Origin of the sequence: Azospirillum formosense, assembly GCF_040500525.1 — a bacterium.
GTDB lineage: Bacteria > Pseudomonadota > Alphaproteobacteria > Azospirillales > Azospirillaceae > Azospirillum > Azospirillum formosense_A.
The window spans coordinates 403,940-428,071 of record NZ_CP159404.1 but is presented as its reverse complement, the minus strand read 5'-3'; the positions used below and the strand labels follow the sequence as shown (position 1 = coordinate 428,071).

Annotated in this window: 25 protein-coding genes; 3 read left to right on the top strand and 22 right to left on the bottom strand. The window is 70.1% G+C overall.

Annotated elements, in window-relative coordinates; genetic code table 11:
- Positions 1-52: 52 nt before the first annotated feature.
- The 12 genes from ABVN73_RS22645 to ABVN73_RS22590 all read right to left on the bottom strand — a co-directional run bounded on the left by ABVN73_RS22645 (position 53) and on the right by ABVN73_RS22590 (position 11,441).
- Entirely contained in the window at positions 53-496 is a 444-nt protein-coding gene (locus ABVN73_RS22645) for an RES family NAD+ phosphorylase (protein ID WP_353860854.1), read from the bottom strand.
- Positions 496-939 (bottom strand): antitoxin Xre/MbcA/ParS toxin-binding domain-containing protein, encoded by a 444-nt coding sequence (locus tag ABVN73_RS22640; RefSeq protein WP_353860853.1) that lies wholly within the window; start codon positions 937-939, stop codon positions 496-498. Before ABVN73_RS22640 ends, ABVN73_RS22645 begins: the two co-directional genes overlap by 1 nt.
- 55 nt (positions 940-994) lie before the next feature.
- Complete coding sequence (locus ABVN73_RS22635) at positions 995-1,243, bottom strand: hypothetical protein (RefSeq protein ID WP_353860852.1); 249 nt, start codon at positions 1,241-1,243, stop codon at positions 995-997.
- Positions 1,243-3,510, bottom strand: a complete 2,268-nt coding sequence (locus ABVN73_RS22630) for a chemotaxis protein CheA (protein WP_353860851.1) — start codon at positions 3,508-3,510, stop codon at positions 1,243-1,245. The genes ABVN73_RS22635 and ABVN73_RS22630 overlap by 1 nt, the downstream gene beginning before the upstream one ends.
- Positions 3,507-3,905: a response regulator gene (locus ABVN73_RS22625; RefSeq protein WP_353860850.1), complete on the bottom strand. Its 399-nt coding sequence runs from the start codon at positions 3,903-3,905 to the stop codon at positions 3,507-3,509. The genes ABVN73_RS22630 and ABVN73_RS22625 overlap by 4 nt, the downstream gene beginning before the upstream one ends.
- A 13-nt stretch (positions 3,906-3,918) precedes the next feature.
- Complete coding sequence (locus tag ABVN73_RS22620; RefSeq protein ID WP_353860849.1) at positions 3,919-4,797, bottom strand: protein-glutamate O-methyltransferase CheR; 879 nt, start codon at positions 4,795-4,797, stop codon at positions 3,919-3,921.
- Positions 4,798-5,415, bottom strand: coding sequence for a HEAT repeat domain-containing protein (locus ABVN73_RS22615; protein ID WP_353860848.1), 618 nt, complete (start codon positions 5,413-5,415; stop codon positions 4,798-4,800).
- Positions 5,416-5,476: 61 nt separating this feature from the next.
- A complete protein-coding gene (gene cheB / locus ABVN73_RS22610) occupies positions 5,477-6,580 on the bottom strand; it encodes a chemotaxis-specific protein-glutamate methyltransferase CheB (RefSeq protein ID WP_353860847.1) in 1,104 nt (367 codons plus the stop codon).
- A gap of 17 nt (positions 6,581-6,597) precedes the next feature.
- Positions 6,598-8,148 (bottom strand): chemotaxis protein CheW, encoded by a 1,551-nt coding sequence (locus ABVN73_RS22605; protein WP_353860846.1) that lies wholly within the window; start codon positions 8,146-8,148, stop codon positions 6,598-6,600.
- A gap of 22 nt (positions 8,149-8,170) precedes the next feature.
- Positions 8,171-10,144: a methyl-accepting chemotaxis protein gene (locus ABVN73_RS22600; RefSeq protein ID WP_353860845.1), complete on the bottom strand. Its 1,974-nt coding sequence runs from the start codon at positions 10,142-10,144 to the stop codon at positions 8,171-8,173.
- Between the two features lie 89 nt (positions 10,145-10,233).
- A complete protein-coding gene (locus tag ABVN73_RS22595; protein WP_353860844.1) occupies positions 10,234-10,857 on the bottom strand; it encodes a chemotaxis protein CheC in 624 nt (207 codons plus the stop codon).
- A gap of 41 nt (positions 10,858-10,898) precedes the next feature.
- A complete protein-coding gene (locus ABVN73_RS22590) occupies positions 10,899-11,441 on the bottom strand; it encodes a response regulator transcription factor (protein WP_353860843.1) in 543 nt (180 codons plus the stop codon).
- Between the two features lie 95 nt (positions 11,442-11,536).
- Between ABVN73_RS22590 and ABVN73_RS22585 the strand changes: the two genes are divergently transcribed.
- Entirely contained in the window at positions 11,537-12,163 is a 627-nt protein-coding gene (locus tag ABVN73_RS22585) for a MarC family protein (RefSeq protein ID WP_247889784.1), read from the top strand.
- Positions 12,164-12,185: 22 nt separating this feature from the next.
- On the top strand, positions 12,186-13,049 hold the full coding sequence (locus ABVN73_RS22580) for an aldose 1-epimerase family protein (RefSeq protein WP_353860842.1): 864 nt from the start codon (positions 12,186-12,188) through the stop codon (positions 13,047-13,049).
- Positions 13,050-13,064: 15 nt separating this feature from the next.
- Here the strand turns inward: ABVN73_RS22580 and gltA are convergent, their stop codons facing one another.
- Together gltA and ABVN73_RS22570 are read right to left on the bottom strand one after the other, a co-directional pair.
- Positions 13,065-14,405, bottom strand: coding sequence for a citrate synthase (gene gltA / locus ABVN73_RS22575; protein WP_353860841.1), 1,341 nt, complete (start codon positions 14,403-14,405; stop codon positions 13,065-13,067).
- A gap of 123 nt (positions 14,406-14,528) precedes the next feature.
- Positions 14,529-14,996, bottom strand: coding sequence for a flavodoxin family protein (locus ABVN73_RS22570; protein ID WP_353860840.1), 468 nt, complete (start codon positions 14,994-14,996; stop codon positions 14,529-14,531).
- A 49-nt stretch (positions 14,997-15,045) separates the two neighbouring features.
- Here ABVN73_RS22570 and ABVN73_RS22565 point away from each other — a divergent pair, with 49 nt between their 5' ends.
- Positions 15,046-15,627: an AAA family ATPase gene (locus ABVN73_RS22565; protein WP_353860839.1), complete on the top strand. Its 582-nt coding sequence runs from the start codon at positions 15,046-15,048 to the stop codon at positions 15,625-15,627.
- On the opposite strand, the gene ABVN73_RS22560 is transcribed toward ABVN73_RS22565, so the two are convergent.
- From ABVN73_RS22560 to ABVN73_RS22525, 8 genes are all read right to left on the bottom strand, one after another.
- Positions 15,617-16,396 (bottom strand): SDR family NAD(P)-dependent oxidoreductase, encoded by a 780-nt coding sequence (locus ABVN73_RS22560; protein ID WP_353860838.1) that lies wholly within the window; start codon positions 16,394-16,396, stop codon positions 15,617-15,619. The two genes, ABVN73_RS22565 and ABVN73_RS22560, sit on opposite strands and share 11 nt — an antisense overlap.
- Positions 16,397-16,408: 12 nt before the next feature.
- Positions 16,409-17,914 (bottom strand): glycerol kinase GlpK, encoded by a 1,506-nt coding sequence (glpK, locus tag ABVN73_RS22555; RefSeq protein ID WP_353860837.1) that lies wholly within the window; start codon positions 17,912-17,914, stop codon positions 16,409-16,411.
- A gap of 179 nt (positions 17,915-18,093) precedes the next feature.
- On the bottom strand, positions 18,094-19,848 hold the full coding sequence (locus tag ABVN73_RS22550; protein WP_353860836.1) for an ABC transporter substrate-binding protein: 1,755 nt from the start codon (positions 19,846-19,848) through the stop codon (positions 18,094-18,096).
- Between the two features lie 57 nt (positions 19,849-19,905).
- Positions 19,906-20,199 carry a DUF2160 domain-containing protein gene (locus ABVN73_RS22545; RefSeq protein ID WP_353860835.1) on the bottom strand — a complete coding sequence of 98 codons (294 nt, stop codon included), beginning with the start codon at positions 20,197-20,199 and terminating at the stop codon, positions 19,906-19,908.
- A 19-nt stretch (positions 20,200-20,218) separates the two neighbouring features.
- Entirely contained in the window at positions 20,219-21,016 is a 798-nt protein-coding gene (locus ABVN73_RS22540; protein WP_014242527.1) for a carbohydrate ABC transporter permease, read from the bottom strand.
- 15 nt (positions 21,017-21,031) lie between these two features.
- Positions 21,032-21,916, bottom strand: a complete 885-nt coding sequence (locus tag ABVN73_RS22535) for a sugar ABC transporter permease (protein WP_014242526.1) — start codon at positions 21,914-21,916, stop codon at positions 21,032-21,034.
- On the bottom strand, positions 21,916-23,004 hold the full coding sequence (locus ABVN73_RS22530; protein ID WP_137117695.1) for an ABC transporter ATP-binding protein: 1,089 nt from the start codon (positions 23,002-23,004) through the stop codon (positions 21,916-21,918). The genes ABVN73_RS22535 and ABVN73_RS22530 overlap by 1 nt, the downstream gene beginning before the upstream one ends.
- Positions 23,005-23,020: 16 nt before the next feature.
- Positions 23,021-24,124: an ABC transporter ATP-binding protein gene (locus ABVN73_RS22525; RefSeq protein ID WP_353861421.1), complete on the bottom strand. Its 1,104-nt coding sequence runs from the start codon at positions 24,122-24,124 to the stop codon at positions 23,021-23,023.
- Positions 24,125-24,132 lie beyond the last annotated feature (8 nt).

Sequence of the window (24,132 nt, the reverse complement as noted above, 5' to 3'; positions counted from 1 at the left end):
AGCCCGGCCGGCAAAAGAGGCCATCTGCGTCCGAGGCGAATGAAAATCCGCTTTAGCGGAACAGGCGCGGGTCGAAGGGGACCTCCAGCGCTTCGACGATGCGGAGGCGCGCGCTGTCCGGGTGCAGGGGGTTGAGCAGCACGTTGTGGACGTTCGGCATGATGGCGCTCGGCACCCGCAGCAGGGCCGAGTCCCGCCGCGCCAGCCACGAGTCGCCGATGGCCCGGGTGATCTCGCTCCTCGCGGTCCAATCCGGCGGCAGCGGCGGACAGGGCTGGGTGGCCACGCCCTCCCCCACCTCGACCCCGAGCAGCCGGTAACGGTCCGGCAGAAGCGCCGGGGACGACACCTCGAGATGGACGAGGATCTCGATCAGCGCGCCCGGCGGGGATTCGGCCAGATACACCACCGGCCGGCCCCGGTTGTGCCATCGGGCCGACGCCCGCAACCCGCCGATGCCCTGGAGGTCGGCGTGGTTGCTGATGCGCCAGAGCATCACGCGAAATAGCCCTCGTCGATCTGGATCAACGCATCCTCCACCAGCCGCGCCCCGACGTCGGTGTCGACCAAGTCCACCGCCGCCTCGCCGCCGAACCGCTCCTTGGGCGCGTTCAGCCAGGACAGCGCCTTGTCGCGGTTGCCGAACACCGCCTCCGCCAAGGCCAGGACGCTTGCCGCCCGGTAGGCCCGTTCGCTTTCCTCCAGCGACAGCGCTTCGCCCTTCTGCCGGCGGTGCTCCAGGGTACGGCGAGGAATGATCCGGCCCAGCACCCTGGCGTCCAGCCCCGCCGCCTGCAGCGCGCCGATCGCCTGGGTGCGCAGGCGGTTGCGCACGATCCGCACCACCGCCAGCTCGTCGGCGGGCGGCTGGTCGAGCCCGAGGAGGACGGCGGTCAGGGAACGCTGACGGTCCGCCAGGGCCATGTCATAACCGGGCATCGAACCCTCCTTGCGCAAAATGCCGATAGAAATGTGGCATCCTGCGCATGGCGCGTCAAGCCGGCCGCGCCCCGCTCAGCACCGGCATCACCCAGCCCTTGAGGAACGCGTCCTCCGGCGGAACCGCGATCGGCCTGCCCGCCGCCATCAGAACCTGCAGCAGCGCCGTGTGCAGGGCGGTGCAGCCGCCGAGGTCCAGGCGGGGCTCCGCGACGGCGCACAGCCATTCGGCCAGCGGAATGGCTTCGTCGACGGTGCAGGCCCCCTCGAATCGGGCGGTTCGCTCCTCGAAACGGATGGGCATCACAGCAGCTCCCGCAGGTTGAGGGCGAGCAGAAGGCGCCCGTCGCCGAGCACCGCCGTGCCGGCGTAGCCGCGCAGCCGGGCGAGCAGCCCGGTCATCGGCTTCAGAACCACCTCGGCGCGCTCCCGGAAGGCGTCCACGACCAGCGCCACCGGTTGCCCGCCGAGGTCCACCAGAAGCACCGCCTCCCCGCCGCGCTTCCGCTCGTCCTCCGGCAGGTTGAGCAGGCGACGCAACCGCAGCAACGGCACCACCGCGTCCTGCACGACCACGCTCTCCGCGTGCTTCATCCGGCGGATCGCGGCCTGGGGCACGCGCCGCATGCCGGTGACCAGAGTGACCGGAAAGCCGTACAGCGCGCCCGCCGTCTCCACCGTCACCAGCCGCGTGACCATCATCGTCAGCGGCAGGACGAGGCGGAAGCGCGTTCCGACACCGGGGGTCGAGGCGACCTCCACCCGTCCGCCCGCCCGCTCCACCGCGCCGCGCACGGCGTCCATTCCCACCCCGCGGCCCGACAGGTCCGACACGCCGTCCGAGGTGCTGAGCCCCGGCAGGAAGATCAGGCGCAGCGCCTCGGCCTCGGTCAGGGCCGCCGCCTGTTCCGCGGTCAAGGCGCCTTGAGACACCGCCTTGCGGCGCACCGCCGCCGCGTCGATGCCCGCCCCGTCGTCGGAAACCTCCACCACCACGCCGCCGCTGTCCTGGAAGGCCTGGACGCGGAGCGCAGCCACCTCCGGCTTGCCGGCGGCGCGCCGGCGCTCCGGCGTCTCGACGCCATGGTCCAGGGCGTTGCGGACGAGGTGCAGCAACGGTTCGCCCAGGATGTCGAGAATGTCCTTGTCCGCCTCCGTCTCGCCGCCGGAGAGGTGCAGCTCGACCGGCTTGCCGAGCCGCCGCGCGGTGTCGCGGACCAGCCGGGGCAGCGGGTCGAAGACGCGCGACAGCGGCAGCAGCCGCAGCCGCAGCACCGCGTCCTGAAGGTCGCCGACGATGGAGTCGATGCGGCCATGGGCTTCCTTGATGCCCTGGGCCAGCGCGTCGGCGCTCCGCCCCTCCTGCGCCTCGCGGGCGAGGTACGGCAGGCTTCCCTTGGCGACGACCAGCTCGGCGACGAGCGCCATCAGCCGGTCCATGCGCTCCGCGTCCACCCGCAGCGCCCGCCGCGCCGGGCTTGCCGGAACGGCGGGTGACGCGGGCGTCACAGCGGCCGGGCCGTCCGCCAGGGACTCGAGGCAGCGGATGAGCGCACGCACGGGATCTTCGGAAGGCTCTTCGGCGACGCGCTCCAGGGCCGCCGCCTCGGCGCCCCGCCCCTCGGCGGCGAGGATGTTGCGCGCCGCCCGCAACACCGCCGCCCGGCGGGCCGCCGTCTCCTCGTCGCTGCCGGGCAGGCCGAGGATGCGCGCCTGTTCCCGCAGCATGGCCGTCGCGAGGTTGGCCGTCGCGAGGTTGGCCGCCCCGAGGTTGGCTCCAGGGGTGGCTGACGCGAGGCTGGCCGGCGTTGCGCGGGAGGCCGTCCCGGCCACCAGGGCGGGAATCGCCACCGTGGCGAGCGCCACCTGATCGGGCACGCCGCGGAACAGGCGCGTCAGCTCGTCCTTCGGCGCGCCGCTCAGCGCGCGGAAGCGCAGGCCGCAGCGGTAGGGGTCGAAGTCGGACAGCGGCGGCCACGCCCCGGCGGGCTCGATGCGCAGCAGCAGCAGATCGGGGATGCGGCGGCACAGGTCCAACGGATCGTCCCCGGCGAAGAAGCAGTCCTCCGCGGGGTCGTAGGCGATGGCGGTGACGGTGCGCCCGGCGGCCTTGGCCCGGTCGGCCTCCGGCAAATCGTCCACCCAGGCGAAGCCGGCGGGCGCGCCGCCGTCCATGGTTTCCGACGGCCCGCCGAGGGCGGCGCGGAGCCCGGCCTCCAGCGCCCGCGCGCGGGTGTCGGCATCGTCGGGAAGGGATTGGCTGAGTTCCAGCCCGTCGACCCACGCGGCACCGGTGTCGAGAAGCTCCAGAAGCCGATCGGCCAGATCGCCGGTCATGGCGGCGCGCCCGTCGCGCACGGCCATCAGCGCGTCCTCGCCGGCATGGACCATGCGGGTGAAGGGCGCCATGTCGAACAGCGCGGTCGCACCTTTCAGCGTGTGCAGCGCACGGAACAGATCGTTGACCGCGGCCTTGTCGGTCGGGTCGCGCTCCAGCCGCAGCAGCGCTGCGCCCGCGGCCTCCAGCAGCTCCCGCGATTCCAGGACGAACTGCTCGAACAGCGCGCTCATGACCGGGCCTCGCGGCCGGTCAGCAGGCGGGCCGCGGCGGTGAGGTCGGCGGGGCGCACCGGCTTCACGAAATACCAGTTGGCCCCGGCGAGCAGCGCCTTCTCGCGGTCGCTGTCCTTGGCCTCGGTGCTGATCATGATCGCCGGCACGTCCCGCAGGGTGTGTTCCTGCCGCAAGCGGCGCAGCATGGTGTAGCCGTCCATCTTCTGCATGTTGATGTCCACGATCAGCAGGTCCGGCGTGGATTCCAGCGCGTGCTCCAGCCCGTCGATCCCGTTCACCGCCTCGTCGACCAGAAAGCCGTCGGCCTCCAGAACCTGCCGGGTGTAGGCCCGCACGGTCACGGCGTCGTCCACGACGAGGACGCGGGGTTGCGGATTGGGTCGATCGGTCACCGGGCGGCCTCCCTTAACTCTGGGGCTTCTGATAGAGGATTGCGTCGGGGAACCGGCGCGGCACGAAGAGAGAGGACATCCGGCTCATGCTCTCCGAATGGCCGAGGCAGATGAACCCGTTGGGCGACAGCGCGTCGTAGAACATCGACGCCGCCTCGCGCCGCCCCAGATCGTCGAAATAGATCAGCAGATTGCGGCAAAAGATGACGTCCATGCCACGGAAATTCGCCATTTGCCGCGGGTCGGCGATGTTCACCAGCGAGAAGTCGATGGAGTCCCGCAACTCTTCCATGATTTGCCAGCTCCGGTCGTCCAGCCGGGTGAAGTATTTGGCGACGAGGTCGCGCGGCATCGCCTGGAGCGACCGTTCCTCGTAGATGCCTTCCTGCGCCCGGGCCAGAACCTGGCTGTCGATGTCGGAGGCGTAAAGTTCGATCTCGAATTCGTCCACCCGGCTCCACCGCTCCAGCAGCGTGATGGCGATGGAATAAGGCTCCTCTCCGGTGGCGCAGCCGGCGGACCAGATGCGCACCCGGCTGCCCGGCGCGCGCCCGCTCACCACCTCGTCCAGGGCGGCGTTCACCAGGCAATCGAGCTGGTACAGCTCGCGGAAGAAATAGGTCTCGTTCACCGTCATCCGGTTGACGAGAAGCTGCAGTTCCTCGCCCGACGCCTGGAAGCGCAGCAGGTTCAGATATTGTCGGAAATGCTCAACGCCGACCGCCGCCATCCGCTCCGACACGCGGCGGTCGACGAAGTAGCGCTTGGCCTCGGTGAAGGACAGGCCGGTGCGTTCCCGCAGAAACCGGCAGAAGGCGTCGTAATCCGCGGCGCTCAGGCCGGCGGCGTCCCCCTTGTCCGAAGAAGGCCCCTTGTCCGAAGGCAGGGTCATTCAGGCTCCGGAAAACAGGCGGCGCGCCGCGTCGACGGAAAAGGCGACGAAGGGATCGTCCGGAAAGCGTCCGGACAGCCGCTCGACGATCGGCAGGGCCGCCGGATCGCCGCTCTCCATCAACGCCTCCACCGCGGACAGGCAGACGTTGACGTGCGGGTCGCGATCGATCACCCCGGCCAGCAGGTCCAGCCGGTCCGGATGGAGCAGCTTCCCGACAAGCTGGGCCGCGAAGATGCGCAGGTCCGAATCCGCGGCGGTCAGCAGCGGGGCGACCTCCGGCATCACCACGGCGGCGGGCATCTGCTGGAGGCTCTCGATCACGCCATTGCGCAGCCCGACATCCTCGCTCGCCAGATGGGGCACCAGCGCCGCCGCGGCCGCCGCGGAGCCGATGCGGACCAGCGCGGTGAGAAGGGTTTCGCGAACGCTTGCGTCCTGCTCGCGCGTCAGCCGCGCGGACAAGGCGGGCACGGCGTCGGGGCGCTCGCCGAGCGCGTGGGCGGCCTGGCGGCGCCGGGCCGGATCGGCCTCCTCCAGCCATGCCAGCGGATCGCCGCCCTCCGCGGCGCCCGCCGGCTTCGCTCCATCGATCTTCCGGGCCTTCACCAGGGCCATGCCGCCGCCTCCACGCCTGTCGCGTTCATCCTGTCACCCATCGGCCGTCACTCATCGGCCGTCACCCGCCGGCCATCACCCACCGCGTCACCTGCTGGGCCACCCGGTCGGACGGCAGCACCGTGTCGGCGCCGCCGCGGCGGATCAGCTCCTGCGGCATGCCGAACACGACGGCGCTGGACTCGGCCTCCGCGATCGTCCGGCCGCCCTGGCGGCGCAGTTCCGTCATCGAGACCGCGCCATCCGACCCCATGCCCGTTAGGAGAACGCCGATCAGCCGCGACGGTGCCACGGCGCGCAAGGCGCTCTCGACGAGACGGTCGACGTTGGGGTGCCAGTTCCGCCGCTCGTCCATCGGAACGGGCTGGGCGCAGAGCCGCCCGCCGCGCCGGACGATCTGAAGATCGGCGCCGCCGCGCGCGATGCAGGCCATCCCCGGCTGGAGCGGCGTCGCCGCCGCGGCCTCCACCACGGTCACCGCGGAAATGGTGTCGAGGCGGCGGGCCAGCGGCCCGGTGAAGCTGGCGGGCATGTGCTGGACCACCACCACCGGCCAGGGAAAATCCGCCGGCAGGAGCGGCAGGATGTCCTCCAGCGTGCGCGGACCGCCGGTCGACACGCCGATCATCACCAGCCCCTCGCCCGGTTCGTCGTTGCCGTCACCGGCGATGTCCGCCGCGGTCCGCGCCTTCGGCAGGGGGGCGTCGGCCAGGAAATCCTCGCCGACGATGCGCTCGCGCGCCCGGCGCAACCGTTCCCGCAGCCCCAGCACCCGACGCGGGCGCGACGCGGCGGCAGCGCGCACGGTGGCGACCAGTTCCTCGGCGATGCCGGCGATGGCCCCGACCCCCGTCGGCTTGCGCACCGCCTCCACCGCCCCCAGGCGCAGGGCCTCCAGGGTCACCTCCGCCCCGTCCGCGGTCAGGGCGGACACCATCACCACCGGCTTCGGATGCTCGATCATGATGCGCTTCAGGCAGGCGAGGCCGTCCATGCCGGGCATCGTGACATCCAGGGTCACCACATCCGGATCGAAACCGGGCAGCCGTTCCAGTGCCTCCGCCCCGTCGGCGGCGGTTTCCACCTCGAAGCCGGCGGACGAGAGGATCTCGGCGATGCGCCGCCGCATCAGCGCCGAATCATCGACGACCAGGACCTTCACCATGACAGGACCACTTCCGATCAGACGGTGGCCAGGAGGTCGGCGAGCTGGTCCATGTCCAGCAGCTCCGCCGGGTCCATCAACAGGATCATCCGCCGTTCCCCGGCGCGCTCCAGCGCGCCGATGCGGCGGATCAGCCGATGCTGCGCCTGCGACACGACGGGGGCCGGCCCGATGGCGTCGTCCGGAAGGCGGACGATCCCGGCCATGCCGTCCACCAGCAGCCCGGCGCGGGCCGCCCCCGCCGCGATCACCACCACGCGGCCCCGCTCCTCCGCGCCCCCGCGCCCTTCCGGCAGGCGCAGCAGGCGGCGCAGCGCGACCAGCGGCAGTACGGCGCCGCGCAGGGTCGTCACGCCGCTGACGAAGTCCGGCGCGTTGGGCAGCGGGGTGACGGCGTCGGGCTGGCGCAGCACCTCCTGCACCGCCGCGACCGGCAGGCCATAGTCCGCCCCGGCCAACCGGAACACCACGAAGGCCTCCGCCCGCTCCGCCTCCGCATCCCTCGCCACGCCCACCTCCCCTTCGCGCCCCTGACCGGAAACGCCCAGCCCGGCGCCATTGCCCGCGCCATGGCGGAACAGCCGTTCCGCCGACAGGACCGGGATCAGCCGCGCGCCGGCGTCCAGCCGCGCGATGCCGTCCATGTCCTCGAACTCCGGCTCCCGCGCCATCAGCGGCGGCACCGGATCGATCCGTTCTCGGGGAACGCGCAGGATTTCCCGCACATCCTCCACCGCCACGCCGACCAAGCCCTCCGCCGTGCGCAGGACGGCAACCTTGCCGCGGTCCATCCCCTTCCGGGCGTCGAGCCCGAACAGCTCACGCAGCCCGACCAGAGGAAGCAGCGCGTCGCGCAGCGTCATCATGCCCAGAAGATGGGCGCGGGCGCGGGGGACGCGGGTCACCGTTTCCGGAATTGGAACGATCTCCCGCACCGCCGCCACCGGCAGCGCGAACTCCTGCTCCGCAACGGTGAGGACGACGAGTTGTTCCTCGTCCTGGCGGACCGCCGCGGCCGTCTTCGGCTGGGGCGCCGCGCTGAAGTCGCCGATGCCCGCCGGCCCCCGCCCCAGATCGGCGAATTGGCGCTCGATCAGCGGCCCCGGGTCGAGAATCAGCGCGCCGTCCCCCGCAGCCCCGTCTCCGGCCAGGATCGCTCCGGCCAGAAGATCGGCGTCGATGGACGGATCGGGCGCCGTCCCGGAGTCGGCGATGCGGTCGTCGTCCACGGCGGACAGGCCCGACACGCGGTCCACCAGCAGGCCGACCGGCTGGCCGTTGTGACGGAGGATCAGCAGCCGCGCCGCCTTCGCCTCCCTACGATCCGCTCCGCCCTCCCCGGCCCCGGCTCCGGAGAGGCCCAGGACCCGGCGCAGCCCGATGACCGGCAGGACGGCGCCGCGCCTCCGGGCCAGCCCTTCCAGGCTGGGCGGGCCCAGCGGAATGGGCACCAGCGCGGGCGGGCGCAGGATCTCCAGCACGCTGTCGAGCGGCAGGGCCAGCTCCATGCCGCCGACCGTGAAAAGGACGAAGGAACGCACGCCGTCGCGGCGGATGATCGCGGCCATCGGTCGTCTCCCCGCCGGCCGGTCAGCCGGCCCCTTGCAGTTCTTCGGCCATGGCGGCGATCTCCTCGATGGCGGCGGCCAGCTCCTCCGCGCCCTTGGCCTGCTCCCGCGCGGCCTTGGCCGCCTCGTTGGCGGAGCGGTTGGCCTGGTTGGCCGCGGCGGCGACCTGCTCCACGCCCTTCTGCGCCTCCGCCACGGCGCGCTGCACCTCGCCGGCGTTCTCGACGATCTCGCGGCTGCCCAAGGTCACGGTCCGCAGGTCGGCGATGGCGGCGGCGAGGCTTCCGGCGAATTCCTGGTGGCGCAGGGACTGGCGCGCCGTCTCGCCGCCGATGTCCTCGATGTCGCGGCGCACGCGCCCGATCTGGTCCTGGATCGCGTAGACGATGTCCTTCACCCGCTCGACATTCTCCGAGCTGTCGCGGGCGAGGTTGCGGATGTCGTTGCTGACGACGGTGAAGCCGCGCCCGAACTCGCCGGCCCGCGCCGCCTCGATGGAGCCGCTGACCGCCAGCATGCCGGTCTGGATGGCGATGATGGATATGGCGTCGACCACCTTGTCGATGCGCCGCCCGATCTGCTCCATGGCGCCGATCCGCTCCACGGTGCGGCGGCTGGCGGCCACCGCCTCCCCCACCCCGATGGTCAGGGCGCCGACCATGTCCTGCGTCTCGGACAGCAGCGCCTCCAGACCGACGCAGCGCTGAAGCGCCTCCTCGGCGCGGCTGTGGCCGAGCTTGGCGCTGGCCTCGATCTCGGCGATGGCGCTGCTGGACTGGTGGGTCGCCGCACCCTGGGCCTGGGCTCCCCGGGAAATCTGGGTGATCGCCGCCATGATCTGGGCGGCGGCGCGGTTGATCTCCTCGATGGCGGCGGACAGCTGCTCGGCGGCCGACGCGAGATCCCCGGCGGCGCGATGGACGTCGGTGCTGTCGGTCAGCTCGTCGGCCAGATCGGACAGCTGGCCGGCGGCCTGCTCGCTCTGGGCCAGCGCCTTGGCCTGCTCGCCGACGGTCTTCAGCGCCTCCTCGCTCGCCGCCGCCTGCTCCTCCGCGGCGGAGGCGACGCTCTCGGCGCCGCGCTGCGCCTCCCGCCCGGCGGAATCAGCCTCCAGCGCGGCCTTGATGGTCTCCTGGGCGCCGCGGGCGATGTCCCCCATGCCGTCGCGCACCCGGTCGAGCTGGGTGGCGATCTGGCGGCCCCGCTCCACCTCGGCCTTGGAGGCGTCGGCGCCGGCCACGATGCTCTCGGCGATGGCGCCGACCGCTTCCTGGATCTGGACGACCATGCGGTTGATCTCGTTGGCGGAGCGTTCGGAGCGCTCGGCCAGGGCCTGCACCTCGTCGGCCACCACGGCGAAGCCGCGCCCGGCGTCGCCCGCGCGGGCGGCCTCGATGGCGGCGTTCAGGGCCAGGAGGTTGGTCTGGTCGGCCATGACCGCCACCCCCTCGACGATGGTGCCGATCTCCGCCGCCTGCCGCTCCAGGTCGCGGACCAGCCCGACCGCGGCCTCCTGCCGCGTGGCGGCGCGGACCAGCCCATCGACGGAGCTGAGAATCTGGGCGCTGACGTCCTTCATCAGCGTCTGCAGCGCCTCGATCCGCGCCAGCGAGGATTCGGCGTTGCCGCGCGCGCGCCCGATCAGGACGGCGCTGCGGTCGATCATCCGCTGCGACTGCTGGGTGGCGCTGGCCGCCTCCTCAGCGCCGGCGGCGACCTGCTCCATCGCCTTGCGCAGCTCCTCGGCGGCGGCGGCGGCCTGGGTCACGCCGCTGGCAAGCTCGTTCGACGCGGCGGCGATGCCCTCCGCCGCCTTGCGCCGCCGGTTCCCGGCGCGGGTGCGCCGCCGGACCTCCGCCGCGCGGCGGGTCGAGAGGGCGCTGTCGGGCGGACCGGGCAGAGCGGCGTCGTTGGGAAGCACCGTCGCGTCCTCGCCGCCGTCCGCGTTGCGGGAGGCGCTCGCCGTGTCGATCCGCTTCTTCTTGACCAAGGCCATGATCCAAACCCCTTGCCCCGTGAGCCCGTGCTTCTGTGTCGGGGGCTCTTGTTGACTGGCGTGTGTTGATTGCCGGTGGCCGCCCGCCCTCAGGCGAGCACCCGGCCGATGTAGCGCCCGATGGCCGCCTTAAGCTCCGCCGCAGACCCGGCGTCGAGCGCCAGGACGACGGTTCCCTCGACATCGTGGGGCGGCGTGCGGAAGGTGACGTGGAACAGGATCGCCTGCGCCTCCGCCGTCAGGGCGACGCCGCAGCGTTCCAGAAGGTCGTCCCCCGCCCCGCGCAAAACCTGCGGCAGGGTGGTGCCGATCGCGACGCCCAGCAGGTTCCCCATGGAGGACAGGCAGCTGTTCAGCACAATGTTGCCGACCTCGGCCAGCGCCTCCTCCACCAGCTCCGCCGCGTCCTCCTTGGGGACGCCGGGCGGCAGGGCCGCGGCGGCCAGCGGCAGGCCGCTGCGCTCCGGCATCAGCAGGATGGCCGAACCGAGAAAGGCGCCGGACAGGCACTCCGTCACCGCGATCAGCGGCCCCGGCAGCGCCGACCGAAGCAGGCCTGAGACGCGGTCGCCGGGGACGAGGCTGACCATCGGCACGGAGAGTTCCACCGGCCCGCCGATCATCCGGCTGAGCGCCGTGGACGCCCGGCCGACGCCGATGTTTCCCAGCTCCGTCAGCGCGTCGCGTTCCAGATCGTCCAGCTCAAGCCTCATGGGAATCGGGTCCAGCGGGGGCGCCGGCCGGACCATGCCGGTCAACCGGCGCCCCCGCTGGACGCGTCGTTTGCTGATGAACCGTTGGACGGCGAATCGTTGGACGGCGAATCGTTGGACGACGGGCGGCGCGGCAGGCTGGCGGCGTTCAGGAAGCGGGCCATCTGCTCCTCGTCCAACGGCTTGGGCATGAAGGCGGCGCCCAGCGCGCGGATGCCGGACACCACCGAATCCTGGGCGTTGGCCGTGATGATGGCGACGCGGATGTCCGGCTTCGCCTGCAGCAGGCGGGCGGCGGCCTCCAGGCCGTTGTCGCCGGGCATATTGAAATCGATTATGGCGATATGGATATCACCTTCGTCCAGTTTTCCATAAAGTTCAGCGCTGTTCGCCGCTTCGATGACCGTCCAATCCGGCTTGTTCCGAAGTATTATGCCGCGGACATGCATGCGGGACAGCTTGCTGTCGTCCACGACGATTACGGTCTTGCTCAACGCCTGTGCTCCGGGAGGAGAGAAAATTTGAATTGTGAAGCGATTATAACCACGGCCACGCCATGCGCCAGCATGGATTGCGGTCCGCAATCAGCGTTTTTCGACGAGCCTCCCCTTGGCCGGCCGCGGCGGCTTTGCTAACAGAGGATCGGCCGACAAGGGTCATGCCGTCCGGGGTTCCGTCCGTGGAAGATTTCATCAGCGCGCTCGTGGTGTTTCTCGTGGTGGTCGATCCGATCGGGCTGGTTCCGATCTATCTCGGCCTCACCCGCGGCTTCGACAGCCGGCGCAAGCGCACCATCGCCTTGCGCGGTCCGCTGATCAGCTTCGCCATCATCGTCTTCTTCGCCTATCTCGGCGAACTGGTGCTGAACGCCCTGTCCATCGGCATGCCGGCCTTCCGCATCGCCGGCGGCGCTCTGCTGTTCTGGATCGCCTTCGAAATGCTGTTCCAGCGCCGGGCCGAACGGAAGGAGCGCACCGCCGACGACGCCCGGACGGAGGAGGAGGCCCACGACCTGGCGGTCTTCCCGCTGGCGATCCCGCTGATCGCCGGGCCGGGGGCCATCACCTCGACCCTGCTTCTGATGGACCGCTACGGCGCGACGCTGGGCGGCCAGGGCATGGTGCTGGGCGCCGCCGCGGTCGCCGTGGGCAGCGTCATGGCGCTGCTGGTCGTCGCCGATCTGGTGAACAAGCTGCTCGGCCGCACGGTGATCCACACGGTCAGCCGCGTGCTGGGCATCGTCCTGGCGGCGCTGGCCGCCCAGACGATCATCGAAGGCATCACCGCGGTCTATCCGCCCCACTGATCTCCAGGAAGGACCTCGTTTCATGGACCGGCACACGCTCAGCAACGGGCGCCTCGGCGCTGCGATCAAGGCCGATGGGGCGGAACTGTGCTCCCTGACCCTCGACGGGCGGGAACTGCTCTGGCAGGCCGGTCCGGAGTGGCCGCGCCACGCGCCGGTGCTGTTTCCCATCGTCGGGCGGCTGAAGGACGACACGCTGCGCCACCGGGGACGGACCCACCGCATGACGCAGCACGGCTTCGCCCGCGACCGCCGCTTCGCCTGGGAAGAGCGCACCGCCACCCGCTGCCGCCTGTCGCTGTCCGACGACGCGCAGACCCGCGCGCTCTATCCCTTCGCCTTCAAGCTGGAGCTGATCTTCGATCTGGACGCGGAAGGGCTGACCATCACCCACCGCATCACCAATCCGGGCGACGAGGCGCTGCCCGCCTCGCTCGGCGTGCATCCGGCCTTCCTCTGGCCGTTGCGGGAGGGCGTGCCGAAGGAGGCGCACGAGCTTCTGTTCGAAACCGACGAGCCCGCCCCGATCCGCCGCGTCGATGGCGGCCTGCTGGCGCCGCAGCCGGAGCCGACCCCCGTCGAGGGCCGCCGCCTGCCGCTGACTGAGGGGCTGTTCGCGCGGGACGCGGTGATTCTCGACCGACCGGCCAGCCGCTCCGTCCTCTACGGCGCACCCGGCACGCCGGTCCTCACCGTCTCCTGGGAGGGCTTCCAGGAGCTGGGCATTTGGTCGAAGCCGACCGGCGCCCCCTTCCTGTGCATCGAGCCCTGGCACGGCCACGCCTCCCCGGCGGACTTCGACGGGGAGTTCGCGGACAAGCCGGGGCTTCTGCATCTCGCCCCCGGAGCGATGCGGGAGCTGAGCTACCGCATCGCCGTGGGGTAAGGGTCCGGCGTTCCGTCAGCCGCGCTTGTTCAGCGGAACGAAGGGGCGGCCGGGGTTGCCGGTGTAGAGCTGGCGGGGACGACCGATCTTCTGCTGCGGGTCCTCGATCATTTCCTGCCACTGGGAAATCCAGCCGACGGTGCGGGCGAGAGCGAACAGCACGGTGAACATGCTGGTCGGGAAGCCCATCGCCTTCAGGATGATGCCGGAATAGAAGTCGACGTTGGGATAGAGCTTCTTCTCGACGAAGTAGCTGTCCTCCAGCGCGATCTTCTCCAGCTCCATGGCGATGGCGAGGTGCGGCTCGTCCTTGATGCCCAGCACGTCCAGAACCTCGTAACAGGTCTGGCGCATGATCTTGGCGCGCGGGTCGTAGTTCTTGTAGACCCGGTGGCCGAAGCCCATCAGGCGGAAGGGATCGTTCTTGTCCTTGGCCCGCTTGATGAATTCGGGGATGCGCTCGACCGAGCCGATCTGCTCCAGCATCAGCAGCACGGCCTCGTTGGCGCCGCCGTGCGCCGGGCCCCACAGCGCCGCAATGCCCGAGGCGATGCAGGCGAAGGGGTTGGCGTGGGACGAGCCGGCCAGCCGCACCGTGGAGGTCGAGGCGTTCTGCTCGTGGTCGGCGTGCAGGATGAAGATCTTGTCCATGGCGCGGGCCAGGACCGGATCGACCTTCCAGGTCTCGCACGGAGTCCCGAAGGTCATGTAGAGGAAGTTTTCCGCGTAGCTGAGGTCGTTGCGCGGGTACATGAAGGGCTGGCCAACCGAGTATTTGTAGGCCATGGCGGCCATCGTCGGCATCTTGGCGATCAGCCGGTGCGCGGCGATCATCCGCTGCCGCGGGTCGAGGATGTCGGTGGAATCGTGGTAGAAGGCCGACAGAGCGCCGGTCACGCCGCACATCACCGCCATGGGGTGGGCGTCGCGGCGGAACCCGCTGTAGAAGCGGCTCAACTGCTCGTGCACCATGGTGTGGTAGGTGATGGTGCGCTCGAACTCCTCCTTCTGCTGCGGATTCGGCAACTCGCCGCGCAGCAGCAGGTGGCAGACCTCCAGGTAATCGCAATTCTCCGCCAGATCCTGGATGGCGTAGCCGCGGTGCAGGAGGATGCCCTCGTCGCCGTCGATGTAGGTGATCGCCGACTCGCAGCTCGCCGTGGAGGTGAAGCCGGGGTCGAAGGTGAAATAGCCGGTTTCGGCGTAGAGCTTGCGCACGTCGATGGCGCGCGGGCCGGTTTCGCCTTCCAGCAGCGGCAGCTTGACGGTTTTTCCGGTCGTGTCGTCGGTGACCGTGATGGTTCCGACCTGCTTGACCTCGCCGCGCCAGACCGGCCGGCCCTTGCTGCTCTCCATCGGCCCCTCCTTATGCACGCGTCATCGGGCGTGACGCTGTTTCGTTGCACGTAGGAGACTGTATGAATGGGGGGTGCCGTCAATAGCACTCCCGATAGATGCCACCCCGCCGGGCATAGGCCGTCAGAAAATTCCCGCCTCCAGCCCGGCGGCCATCAGCAGCCCAAGCTCTTCGCAGGAGGCGGCGAAATCGTCGCGGTACGGGCCGCGGCAGACCAGCGGCTCCTGCACCGGACGCCAGCGCAGCCCCGTTGTGATGGAGGCGACGGCGCGGCAGGTCCCCGTCCCGTCATGGCCCGCCCGGACGAACAGGGCGTAGGGCAGCCCCTGCGTGCGCTCCAGGCAGGGATAATAGCTGCGGTCGAAGAAATCCTTGAGCGCCCCGCTCATATAGCCCAGATTCTCGGTCGTCCCGAGGATCACGCCCTGCGACTCCAGCACGTCCTCCGGCCCGGCCTCCAGCGGCGGCTTCGCCACCACCTCCACCCCCTGCACCTCCGGCGACCGCGCCCCGCGCAGCACCGCGTCCAGAAGCGCCCGTGTGTTGGGCGACGGGCAGTGGGCGACGACGAGGAGGCGTTTGGGCGGCATGATTCGTCCTTTCCACGGCAACTGTACCAACAACACAGGAGGACGTCCCATGAGCGAAGACGCGCGCCGCTTCGTCGTCATCACGGGTGGCCCGGGCTCCGGAAAGAGCACCCTGATCGACGCGCTCGCCCGCGAGGGCCACGCCCACAGCCTGGAGGCGGGCCGCGCGATCATTCAGGACCAGACAGCCATCGGCGGGCCGGCCCTGCCCTGGATCGACCCGTCGGCCTTCGCGGAATTGATGCTGTGCTGGGAACTGCGCTCCCTCCGTCTCGCGCGGGAGCGGGTGGGAACGGTCTTCTTCGACCGCGGCATTCCGGACGTGATCGGCTACCTGCGCCTGATGAACCGTCCGGTGCCCGCGCATCTGGAAAGGGCGGCCCGCCGCTTCCGCTATCACCGGACCGTCTTCATAGCGCCGCCCTGGCCGGAAATTTTCGCGCCGGACGCCGAGCGCCGGCAGACCCCGGCCGAAGCCGCGGCGACTCACGACGCCATGGTCGAGACCTACGGCGGGCTGGGGTACGAGCTGGTCACCCTGCCCAAGGCGCCGGTGGCCGAGCGGCTGCGCTTCGTCCTGGACCGGCTTGGCCAACCGGAGCCGCCCACGCCCGCCCCGCTTACGCCATGAGCTGTCCGCCGTTCACCTCGATCACCTGCCCGGTGATGTAGCCGCTGAGCGCTTCGGACGCCAGGAACAGATAGGCGCCGACGCAGTCCTCCGCCGTGCCCAGCCGGCCCAGCGGGATGCGCGCCGCCGTTGCCGCCAGCTTCTCCGGCGAGGAGTAGCGCTGGTGGAAGTCGGTGTCGATGGTGCCGGGCGAGACGGCGTTGACGCGGATGCGGTCCGGCGCCAGCTCCGCCGCCAGCGACCGGGTGAAGGTCGAGACGAAGGCCTTCGACGCGCTGTAGATCGACGAGCCGGGGCTGCCCCCGGTGCGGGCGGAGATGGAGACGGTGTTGACGATGGCCCCGCCCCCGGAGGCGCGCAGCGCCGGCAGGGCGCGCCGGCAGGCCACGACGACCGAGCGCAGGTTGAGGTCGATCACCTCGTCCAGAAAGTCGTCGCCGATCCGCTCCAGCGGCACCCGCCCGACCATGGTGCCAGCGTTGTTGACGAGGATGTCCAGCCCGCCCAGCGCCTGCACCGCCGCGTCCACCGCCGACTCCACGGCGCGCGGGTCGCGGAAGTCGCCGTTGACGGCGTACACCTCCGTCCCGCCCGCCGACAGGGCGAGCGCCAGCCGGGCCGCGGCGTCATTGCCGCCCGCCCCCGACCCATGAAGCGCCACCCGCGCGCCCAGGCTGGCGAAGGCGGTGCCCACCGCCGCCCCGATGCCCCGGCTGCTGCCGGTCACCAGCACGCGCTTGCCGCGCAGATCCTCGCCCAACACGGTCATGGTTCCTGTCCCTCAGCGTTCGCGGCGCACGCGGCGCACGGCGTCCAGCCAGCCGTTGTACAGGCGGGCGCGCTTGGCCGCGTCCATCCGCGGCTCGAACCGACGGTCGCAGCGCCAGGCGCCGGCCAGCGCCGCCTGATCGCGGTAGACTCCGGCCTTCAGCCCGGCCAGACCGGCGGCGCCCAGCGCGGTCGTCTCGATCACCGCCGGGCGTTCCACCGGCAGGTCCAGCACGTCGGCCAGGAACTGGCACAGCCAGTCGTTCGCCGCCATGCCGCCGTCCACCCGCAGCGCGTCGGAGGTCGCCATGTGTGCGGCCGACCAGTCGGAAACCATGGCGTCGCGCAGGTCGCGCGTCTGGTAGGCCACGGCCTCCAACGCGGCGCGGGCGATGTGGGCCGGGCCGGCGTCCAGTGTCAGGCCGAAGATGGCGGCGCGGGCCTCCGGGTCCCAATGGGGGGCGCCCAGCCCCACGAAGGCCGGCACCAGATAGACGCCATGACTGTCCGGAACGCGGGTCGCCATGTCGTCGGTCTGCGAGGCGTGGGTGATGATCCCCAGCCCGTCGCGCAGCCACTTGATGGCGGCACCGGCGATGAAGATGGAGCCTTCCAACGCGTAGGTCGTCCGCCCGTCCAGCCGGTAGGCGACGGTGGTCAGCATGTTGGAGCGCGACTCCACCGGCTCGTCGCCGGTGTTCAGCAGGGCGAAGCAGCCGGTGCCGTAGGTCGATTTCACCATGCCCGGCTGGAAGCAGGCCTGCCCGAAGGTCGCCGCCTGCTGGTCGCCGGCGATGCCGGTGATCGGGATGGCGCGGCCCAGCAGGTCCGGCTCCGTCGCGCCGAACTCGGCGCTGCTGTCCAGCACCTCCGGCATCATGGCGCGGGGAATGCGGAACAGGGCGAGCAGTTCGTCGTCCCAGTCCTGGCGGTGGATGTCGAAGACCATGCTGCGCGAGGCGTTGGTCGCGTCGGTGGCGTGCACGCGGCCGCCGGTCAGCCGGTGCAGCAGGAAGCTGTCGATGGTGCCGAAGCACAGCTCGCCCCTCTCCGCCCGCTCCCGCGCGCCGGGAACATGGTCGAGAATCCAGGCGATCTTGGTGGCGGAGAAGTAGGAGTCGATCAGCAGACCGGTCTTGCGCCGCACCAGCGGCCCGCAGCCCTCCTCGACCAGCCTGCGGCAGAGGTCGGACGTGCGGCGGTCCTGCCAGACGATGGCGCGGTGCACCGGCTCGCCGGTGCGGCGGTCCCAGACGACGGTGGTTTCGCGCTGGTTGGTGATGCCGATGGCCGCAATGTCCGCCGCGCTCAGCCCGGCTTCGTCCACGGCGCCCCGGATCACCGCCACGGTGTCGCGCCAGATGTCCTCCGGGTCATGCTCCACCCAGCCGTCGTTCGGGTAATGCTGCGCGAACTCGCGCCGGGCGACCCCAGCGGGAACGCCCCGCCGGTCGAAGACGATGGCGCGGGTGGAGGTGGTGCCCTGATCGATGGCGAGGACGTGGCCGGCTTCGGACATGGTCTTTCCTATGGTCTTTCTTCTTTCCCCTCTCCCGTCCCGGGAGAGGGAGGGACCCACGCGTCAGCGTGGGAGGGTGAGGGTACTGGCAAGAATCAGCACCTTGATCCTCGAACGACCCTCACCCGGCCCTTCGGGCCACCCTCTCCCGGGACGGGAGAGGGATTCAAGTCATCGCATCACTGCGCCATCGCGGCCTTCTTCGGCGGCGAGGCCGGCCAGGACTTGATGAGCTGGTCGTAGTCCACCGTCTCGCCCTTGGGCTTCTCGTTGGACAGCTTGCGCTGCGGCGCGGTGGTGCCGTCCTTCTCGGCCTTGGCGAACCAGAACTCCGCCGACTCCTTCTTGTTCAGCTTCGGCCCGCATTCGCCCTGCACGCCCGACCGCTCCAGACGCTCCATCACGGAGTCCTGGGCCGCGGCCAGAGCGTCCATGGCCGCCTGCGGCGTCTTGGCGCCGGAGGAGGCGTCGCCGATGTTCTGCCACCAGAGCTGCGCCAGCTTCGGGTAATCCGGCACGTTCACGCCGGTCGGCGTCCACTGCACGCGCGCCGGGGAGCGGTAGAACTCGACCAGCCCGCCCAACTTCGGCGCGCGCTCGGTGAAGCTCTTGTCCCAGATGTCGCTTTCCCGGATGAAGGTCAGGCCGACATGGCTCTTCTTCAGGCTGACCGACTTCGACATGGTGAACTGGGCGTAGAGCCACGCCGCCTTGCGGCGGTCCACCGGGGTGGATTTCAGCAGAGTCCACGACCCGGCGTCCTGGTAGCCCAGCTTCATGCCGTCCTTCCAGTAGGCGCCCTTGGGCGACGGGGCCATGCGCCATTTCGGCGTGCCGTCGGCGTTCACCACCGGCAGGCCGTCCTTCACCATGTCGGCGGTGAAGGCGGTGTACCAGAACATCTGCTGCGCGACGTTGCCCTGGGCCGGCACCGGGCCGGATTCGGAGAAGGTCATGCCCGCGGCCTGCGGCGGCGCGTATTTCTTCAGCCACTCCACGTATTTGGTGACGGAGTAGACGGCGGCCGGGCCGTTGGTGTCGCCGCCGCGCTCGATGGAGGAGCCGACCGGGCGGCAGCCTTCCATGCGGATGCCCCACTCGTCGACCGGCTTGCCGTTGGGCAGGCCCTTGTCGCCGTTTCCGGCCATCGACAGCCACGCGTCGGTGAAGCGCCAGCCCAGAGACGGGTCCTTCTTGCCGTAGTCCATGTGGCCGTAGACCTTGACGCCGTCGATCTCCTTCACGTCGTTGGTGAAGAACTCGGCGATGTCCTCGTAGGCCGACCAGTTGACCGGGACGCCGAGATCGTAGCCGTACTTGGCCTTGAACTTCGCCTTGATGTCCGGGTTGGTGAACCAGTCGTAGCGGAACCAGTAGAGGTTGGCGAATTGCTGGTCGGGGAGCTGATAGAGCTTGCCGTCCGGCGCCGTGGTGAAGGACTTGCCGATGAAATCGTTCACGTCCAGCGTCGGCAGGGTGACGTCCTTGCCCTCCCCCTCCATCCAGTCGGTGAGGGGAACCACCTGCTTGTAGCGGAAATGGGTGCCGATCAGGTCGCTGTCGTTGATCCAGGCGTCGTAGATGTTCTTGCCGGATTGCATCTGCGTCTGGATCTTCTCGACCACGTCGCCTTCCTGGATCAGGTCGTGGCGCAGCTTGATGCCGGTGATCTCGCTGAAGGCCTTGGCGAGCGTCCGGGCCTCGTACTCATGGGTGGTGATGGTTTCGGAGACGACGTTGATTTCCATGCCGGCGAAGGGCTTGGCGGCGTCGATGAACCACTGCATTTCCTTCAGCTGCTCCTCCTTCGACAGGGTCGAAGGCTGGAACTCGCTGTCGATCCAGCGCTTGGCCGCCTCGATGTCGGCGAAGGCCGGGGCCGATGACAGAAGAAGCGCCGCCGCGGATGCGGAGGCGAGATACAGGGCACGCATCGATTGTTCCTCCCGTTTCCTTGTTGTAGGCCCGTTCCGGCCGGCACAGGCCGGCCGTCACACCCAGCGGAAGACCGCCGCGGCGTAGAGAAGCGAAAGCGCGGTCGCGTACTGCACCTGATCCCCCACCAGACCCAGCCAGGCGAGGTGGATGAAGGCGCTGCCGAGCAGCGTGATGAACAGCCGGTCTCCGCGCGTCGTGGTGATCCCAAGAACGCCGGGGCGCGCCACCTCCGGCCGGTTGAGCGCCAGGACGGTCAGAAGGGTCAGAAGCCCGGCGATGACGGCGAAGAAGGCCCCGGTCTGCCAGGTCCAGGCCATCCAGGCGAGGTGTTCGGTGACAGTGTCCATGGCGGCGTCCTCCCTCCCGTCAGACGCGGCCCAGGGCGAAGCCCTTGGCGATGTAGTTGCGCACGAACCAGATCACCAGCGCGCCGGGCAGGATGGTCAGCACCCCCGCCGCCGCCAGCAGGCCCCAATCCATGCCGGAGGCCGAGACGGTGCGCGTCATCGTCGCCGCGATGGGCTTGGCGTCCACCGAGGTCAGCGTGCGCGCCAGCAGCAGCTCGACCCAACTGAACATGAAGCAGAAGAAGGCGGTGACGCCGATCCCGCTGGCAACCAGCGGCATGAAGATCTTCACGAAGAAACGCGGAAAGCTGTAGCCGTCGAGATAGGCGGTCTCGTCGATCTCCCGCGGTACCCCGGACATGAAGCCCTCCAGGATCCACACCGCCAGCGGCACGTTGAACAGGCAGTGGGCCAGCGCCACGGCCAGCGGCGTGTCGAACAGGCCGATGGCCGAATAGAGGTTGAAGAAGGGCAGCGCGAAGACCGCCGCCGGGGCCATGCGGTTGGACAGCAGCCAGAAGAACAGATGCTTGTCGCCGACGAAGCGGTAGCGCGAGAAGGCGTAGGCCGCCGGCAGGGCCAGCGCGATCGACAGCACCGTGTTCAGCGCCACATATTGCAGCGAATTCAGGTAACCCGAATACCAGGACGAATCGGTGAAGATGCGCCGGTAGTTCTCGAAGGTCAGGGTGTGGGGCCACAGCGTCAGGCCGCTGACGATCTCGGTGTTCGTCTTCAGGCTCATGTTCACGAGCCAGTAGATCGGCAGCATCAGGAACAGGATGTAGAGCGTGAGGACGATCCGTGCGCGCAGCATGGCCCGTTTCCTTTGCTAGTTCCGTTGCGCGTCCATGCGGGTCATGACGGTGTAGAAGACCCAGCAGACCGCCAGGATGATCAGGTTGTAGACGATGGACAGGGCCGCGGCCTTGCCCAGGTCGAACTGCCCCAGCGCCAGCTTGACGAGGTCGATCGACACGAAGGTGGTCGAGTTGCCGGGACCGCCGCCGGTCACCACGAAGGGCTCGGTGTAGATCATGAAGCTGTCCATGAAGCGCAGCAGAACGGCGATCAGCAGCACCCGATGCATCTTGGGCAACTGGATGTTGCGGAACACCGCCCAGCGCGACGCCCCGTCGATCCTGGCCGCCTGGTAGAAGGCGTCGGGGATGGAGCGCAGGCCGGCGTAGCAGAGCAGCGCCACCAGCGAGGTCCAGTGCCAGACGTCCATCACCACGATGGTCACCCAGGCCGACAGCGGGTCCGCCGTGTAGTTGTAGGGGATGCCCAGCCGGTTGACCGCCCAGCCCAGCAGGCCGATGTCCTCGCGGGCGAAGATCTGCCAGATGGTGCCGACGACGTTCCACGGGATCAGCAGCGGCAGCGCCAGCACCACCAGCGTCGCCGCCACCCGCCAGCCGTGGCGCGGCATGCTCAGCGCCACGGCGATCCCCAGCGGCACCTCGATCAGCAGGATCAGCAGCGAGAACAGTAGGTTGCGCCACAACGCGTCGAAGAAGCGCCCGCCGAGGTCGGTGGAGGGGTCGAGAAGCTCCTGGTACCAGCCGATGCCGTTCCAGAAGAACTGGTTGTTTCCGAAGGTATCCTGCACTGAATAATTGACCACCGTCATCAGCGGCAGGATGGCCGAGAAGGCGACGATCAGCAGAACCGGCAGGACCAGCAGCCATGCCCCCTGGTTGACGGGCTTGTCCATCACGCCGCCTCCCCTTCCACCAGCGTTCCGTCCGCGTAGACATGCACCATGGCGGGGTCGAGCAGCAGCGACGCCTCGTCCCCCGCCAGCGTCAGATCCTCCGGCACCGTCGCCGCCATCGGCAGCCCCGACAGCTCCACCCGGGCGATGCGCGTGCGCCCCAGATCGTCCAGCCGGCGCACCCGCACCGGCACGCCGCCGGCCCCGGCGGGCGCCAGCGTGGCGAACTCCGGCCGCACGCCGATTTCGATCTTCGCCCCACCGTTCAGGGCCGGATAGCCGCGGCGCAGCGCGATGACGTGCCCGCCGACCCGCGCCGCGCGGCCCGACACCTCGGCCGGCAGGACGTTCATGCCCGGCGATCCGATGAAATGGCCGACGAAGACGTGGGCGGGCCGTTCGAACAGTTCCTGCGGGCGGCCCACCTGGACGACGCGCCCGTCATGCATCACCACCACCTTGTCGGCGAAGGTCAACGCCTCCGTCTGGTCGTGGGTCACGTAGATCATCGTCAGGTCGAGCGCGCGGTGCAGCGCCTTCAGCTTCGACCGCAGCTCCCATTTCAGATGCGGGTCGATGACGGTCAGCGGCTCGTCGAACAGGATGGCCGCCACGTCCGGGCGGACCAGCCCGCGCCCCAGCGAGATCTTCTGCTTGGCGTCGGCGGTCAGGTTCCGCCCGCGCCGGTTCAGGTCCGCCGTCAGGTCGAGCAGCCCGGCGATCTCCCGCACCCGCGCGTCGAGCGGCGCCCCGCGCAGGCCGCGGTTGCGCAGCGGGAAGGCGAGGTTCTCATAGACCGTCATGGTGTCGTAGACGACGGGGAACTGGAAGACCTGGGCGATGTTGCGCGCCTCGGTCGGCAGCGCCGTCACGTCCTTGCCGTCGAACAGCACCCGCCCCTCGCTGGGCGTCAGCAGGCCGGAGATGATGTTCAGCAGCGTGGTCTTGCCGCAGCCGGACGGCCCGAGCAGCGCGTAGGCCCCGCCCTGCTCCCACACATGGGTCATCGGCTTCAGCGCGTAGTCGTCGTCGCTCTTCGGGTTGGGGGTGTAGCTGTGGCCGAGGGATTGAAGGTCGATGCGCGCCATGCCGTCCGCCCTCCCGTCACGCCGCCATGACCAGCGGCGGCGCCGCGGCCAGCCGCCCGTCATGGCCGAACACGAACAGCCGCCGCGGGTCGATGAAGCACTCGATCCGCTCGCCCGGCTCGACCTCCAGAACGCCGCGCGTGACGGCGACCCAGCGGTCCGCCCCGCCATCGGTGCGGGGCAGGTCGATGTGGACGAAGCTCTCCGAACCGGTGATCTCGCTGACCGCCACCACGCCGCGCAGGGCCACGGCGTCGGCGTGGGGCCGCGTCAGATGCAGGTGGTCGGCGCGGAAGGCGATGGTATAGTCGTCGTCCGGCAGCTCCGCCAGAACGCCGCGCGCCGGCCCGTGCTCCCCCGTCGCCAGCACGATCTGCGGACCGCGCTTGTGCACCTGCATGGTGTTGAGCGGGGGGTCGGAGAAGACCCGCGCGCTGGTCAGGTTGGCCGGGCGGCGGTAGACGTCCGGCGTGCGGCCGAACTGCGCCAGCCGCCCTTCCCACAAAGTCGCCGTGTTGCCGCGGAGCAGCAGCGCCTCGGCCGGCTCCGTCGTCGCGTAGACGAAGACCGCGCCGGTCGCGGCGAAGATCTTCGGCAGCTCCTCCCGCAGCTCCTCCCGCAGCTTGTAGTCCAGGTTGGCCAGCGGCTCGTCGAGCAGGACGAGCTGCGCCTCCTTCACCAGGGCGCGGGCGATGGCGGTGCGCTGCTGCTGGCCGCCGGAGAGCTGCTGCGGCGTGCGCCGCAGATAGGGCTCCAGCTTCAGCAGGCGGGCGGCCTCCCGCACCTTGCGGTCGATCTCGTCCTTGGGCCGGCGGGCGACCCGCAGGGGGGAGGCGATGTTCTCGTAGACGGTCAAGGACGGGTAGTTGATGAACTGCTGGTAGACCATGGCGACGGAGCGTTCGCGGACGTGCCGCCCGGTCACATCCACCCCGTCCACCAGCACGCGCCCGGCGCTGGGCACGTCCAGCCCGGCCATCAGCCGCATCAGCGACGTCTTGCCCGACAGGGTCGGCCCCAGCAGAACGTTCAGCGACCCGCGCTCCAGGCTCAGCGATACGTTCTCGAGGTGAACGTGGCCGCCGACATGCCTGCTGACCTTGTCCAGAACCAAGCCCACCGGCCTTC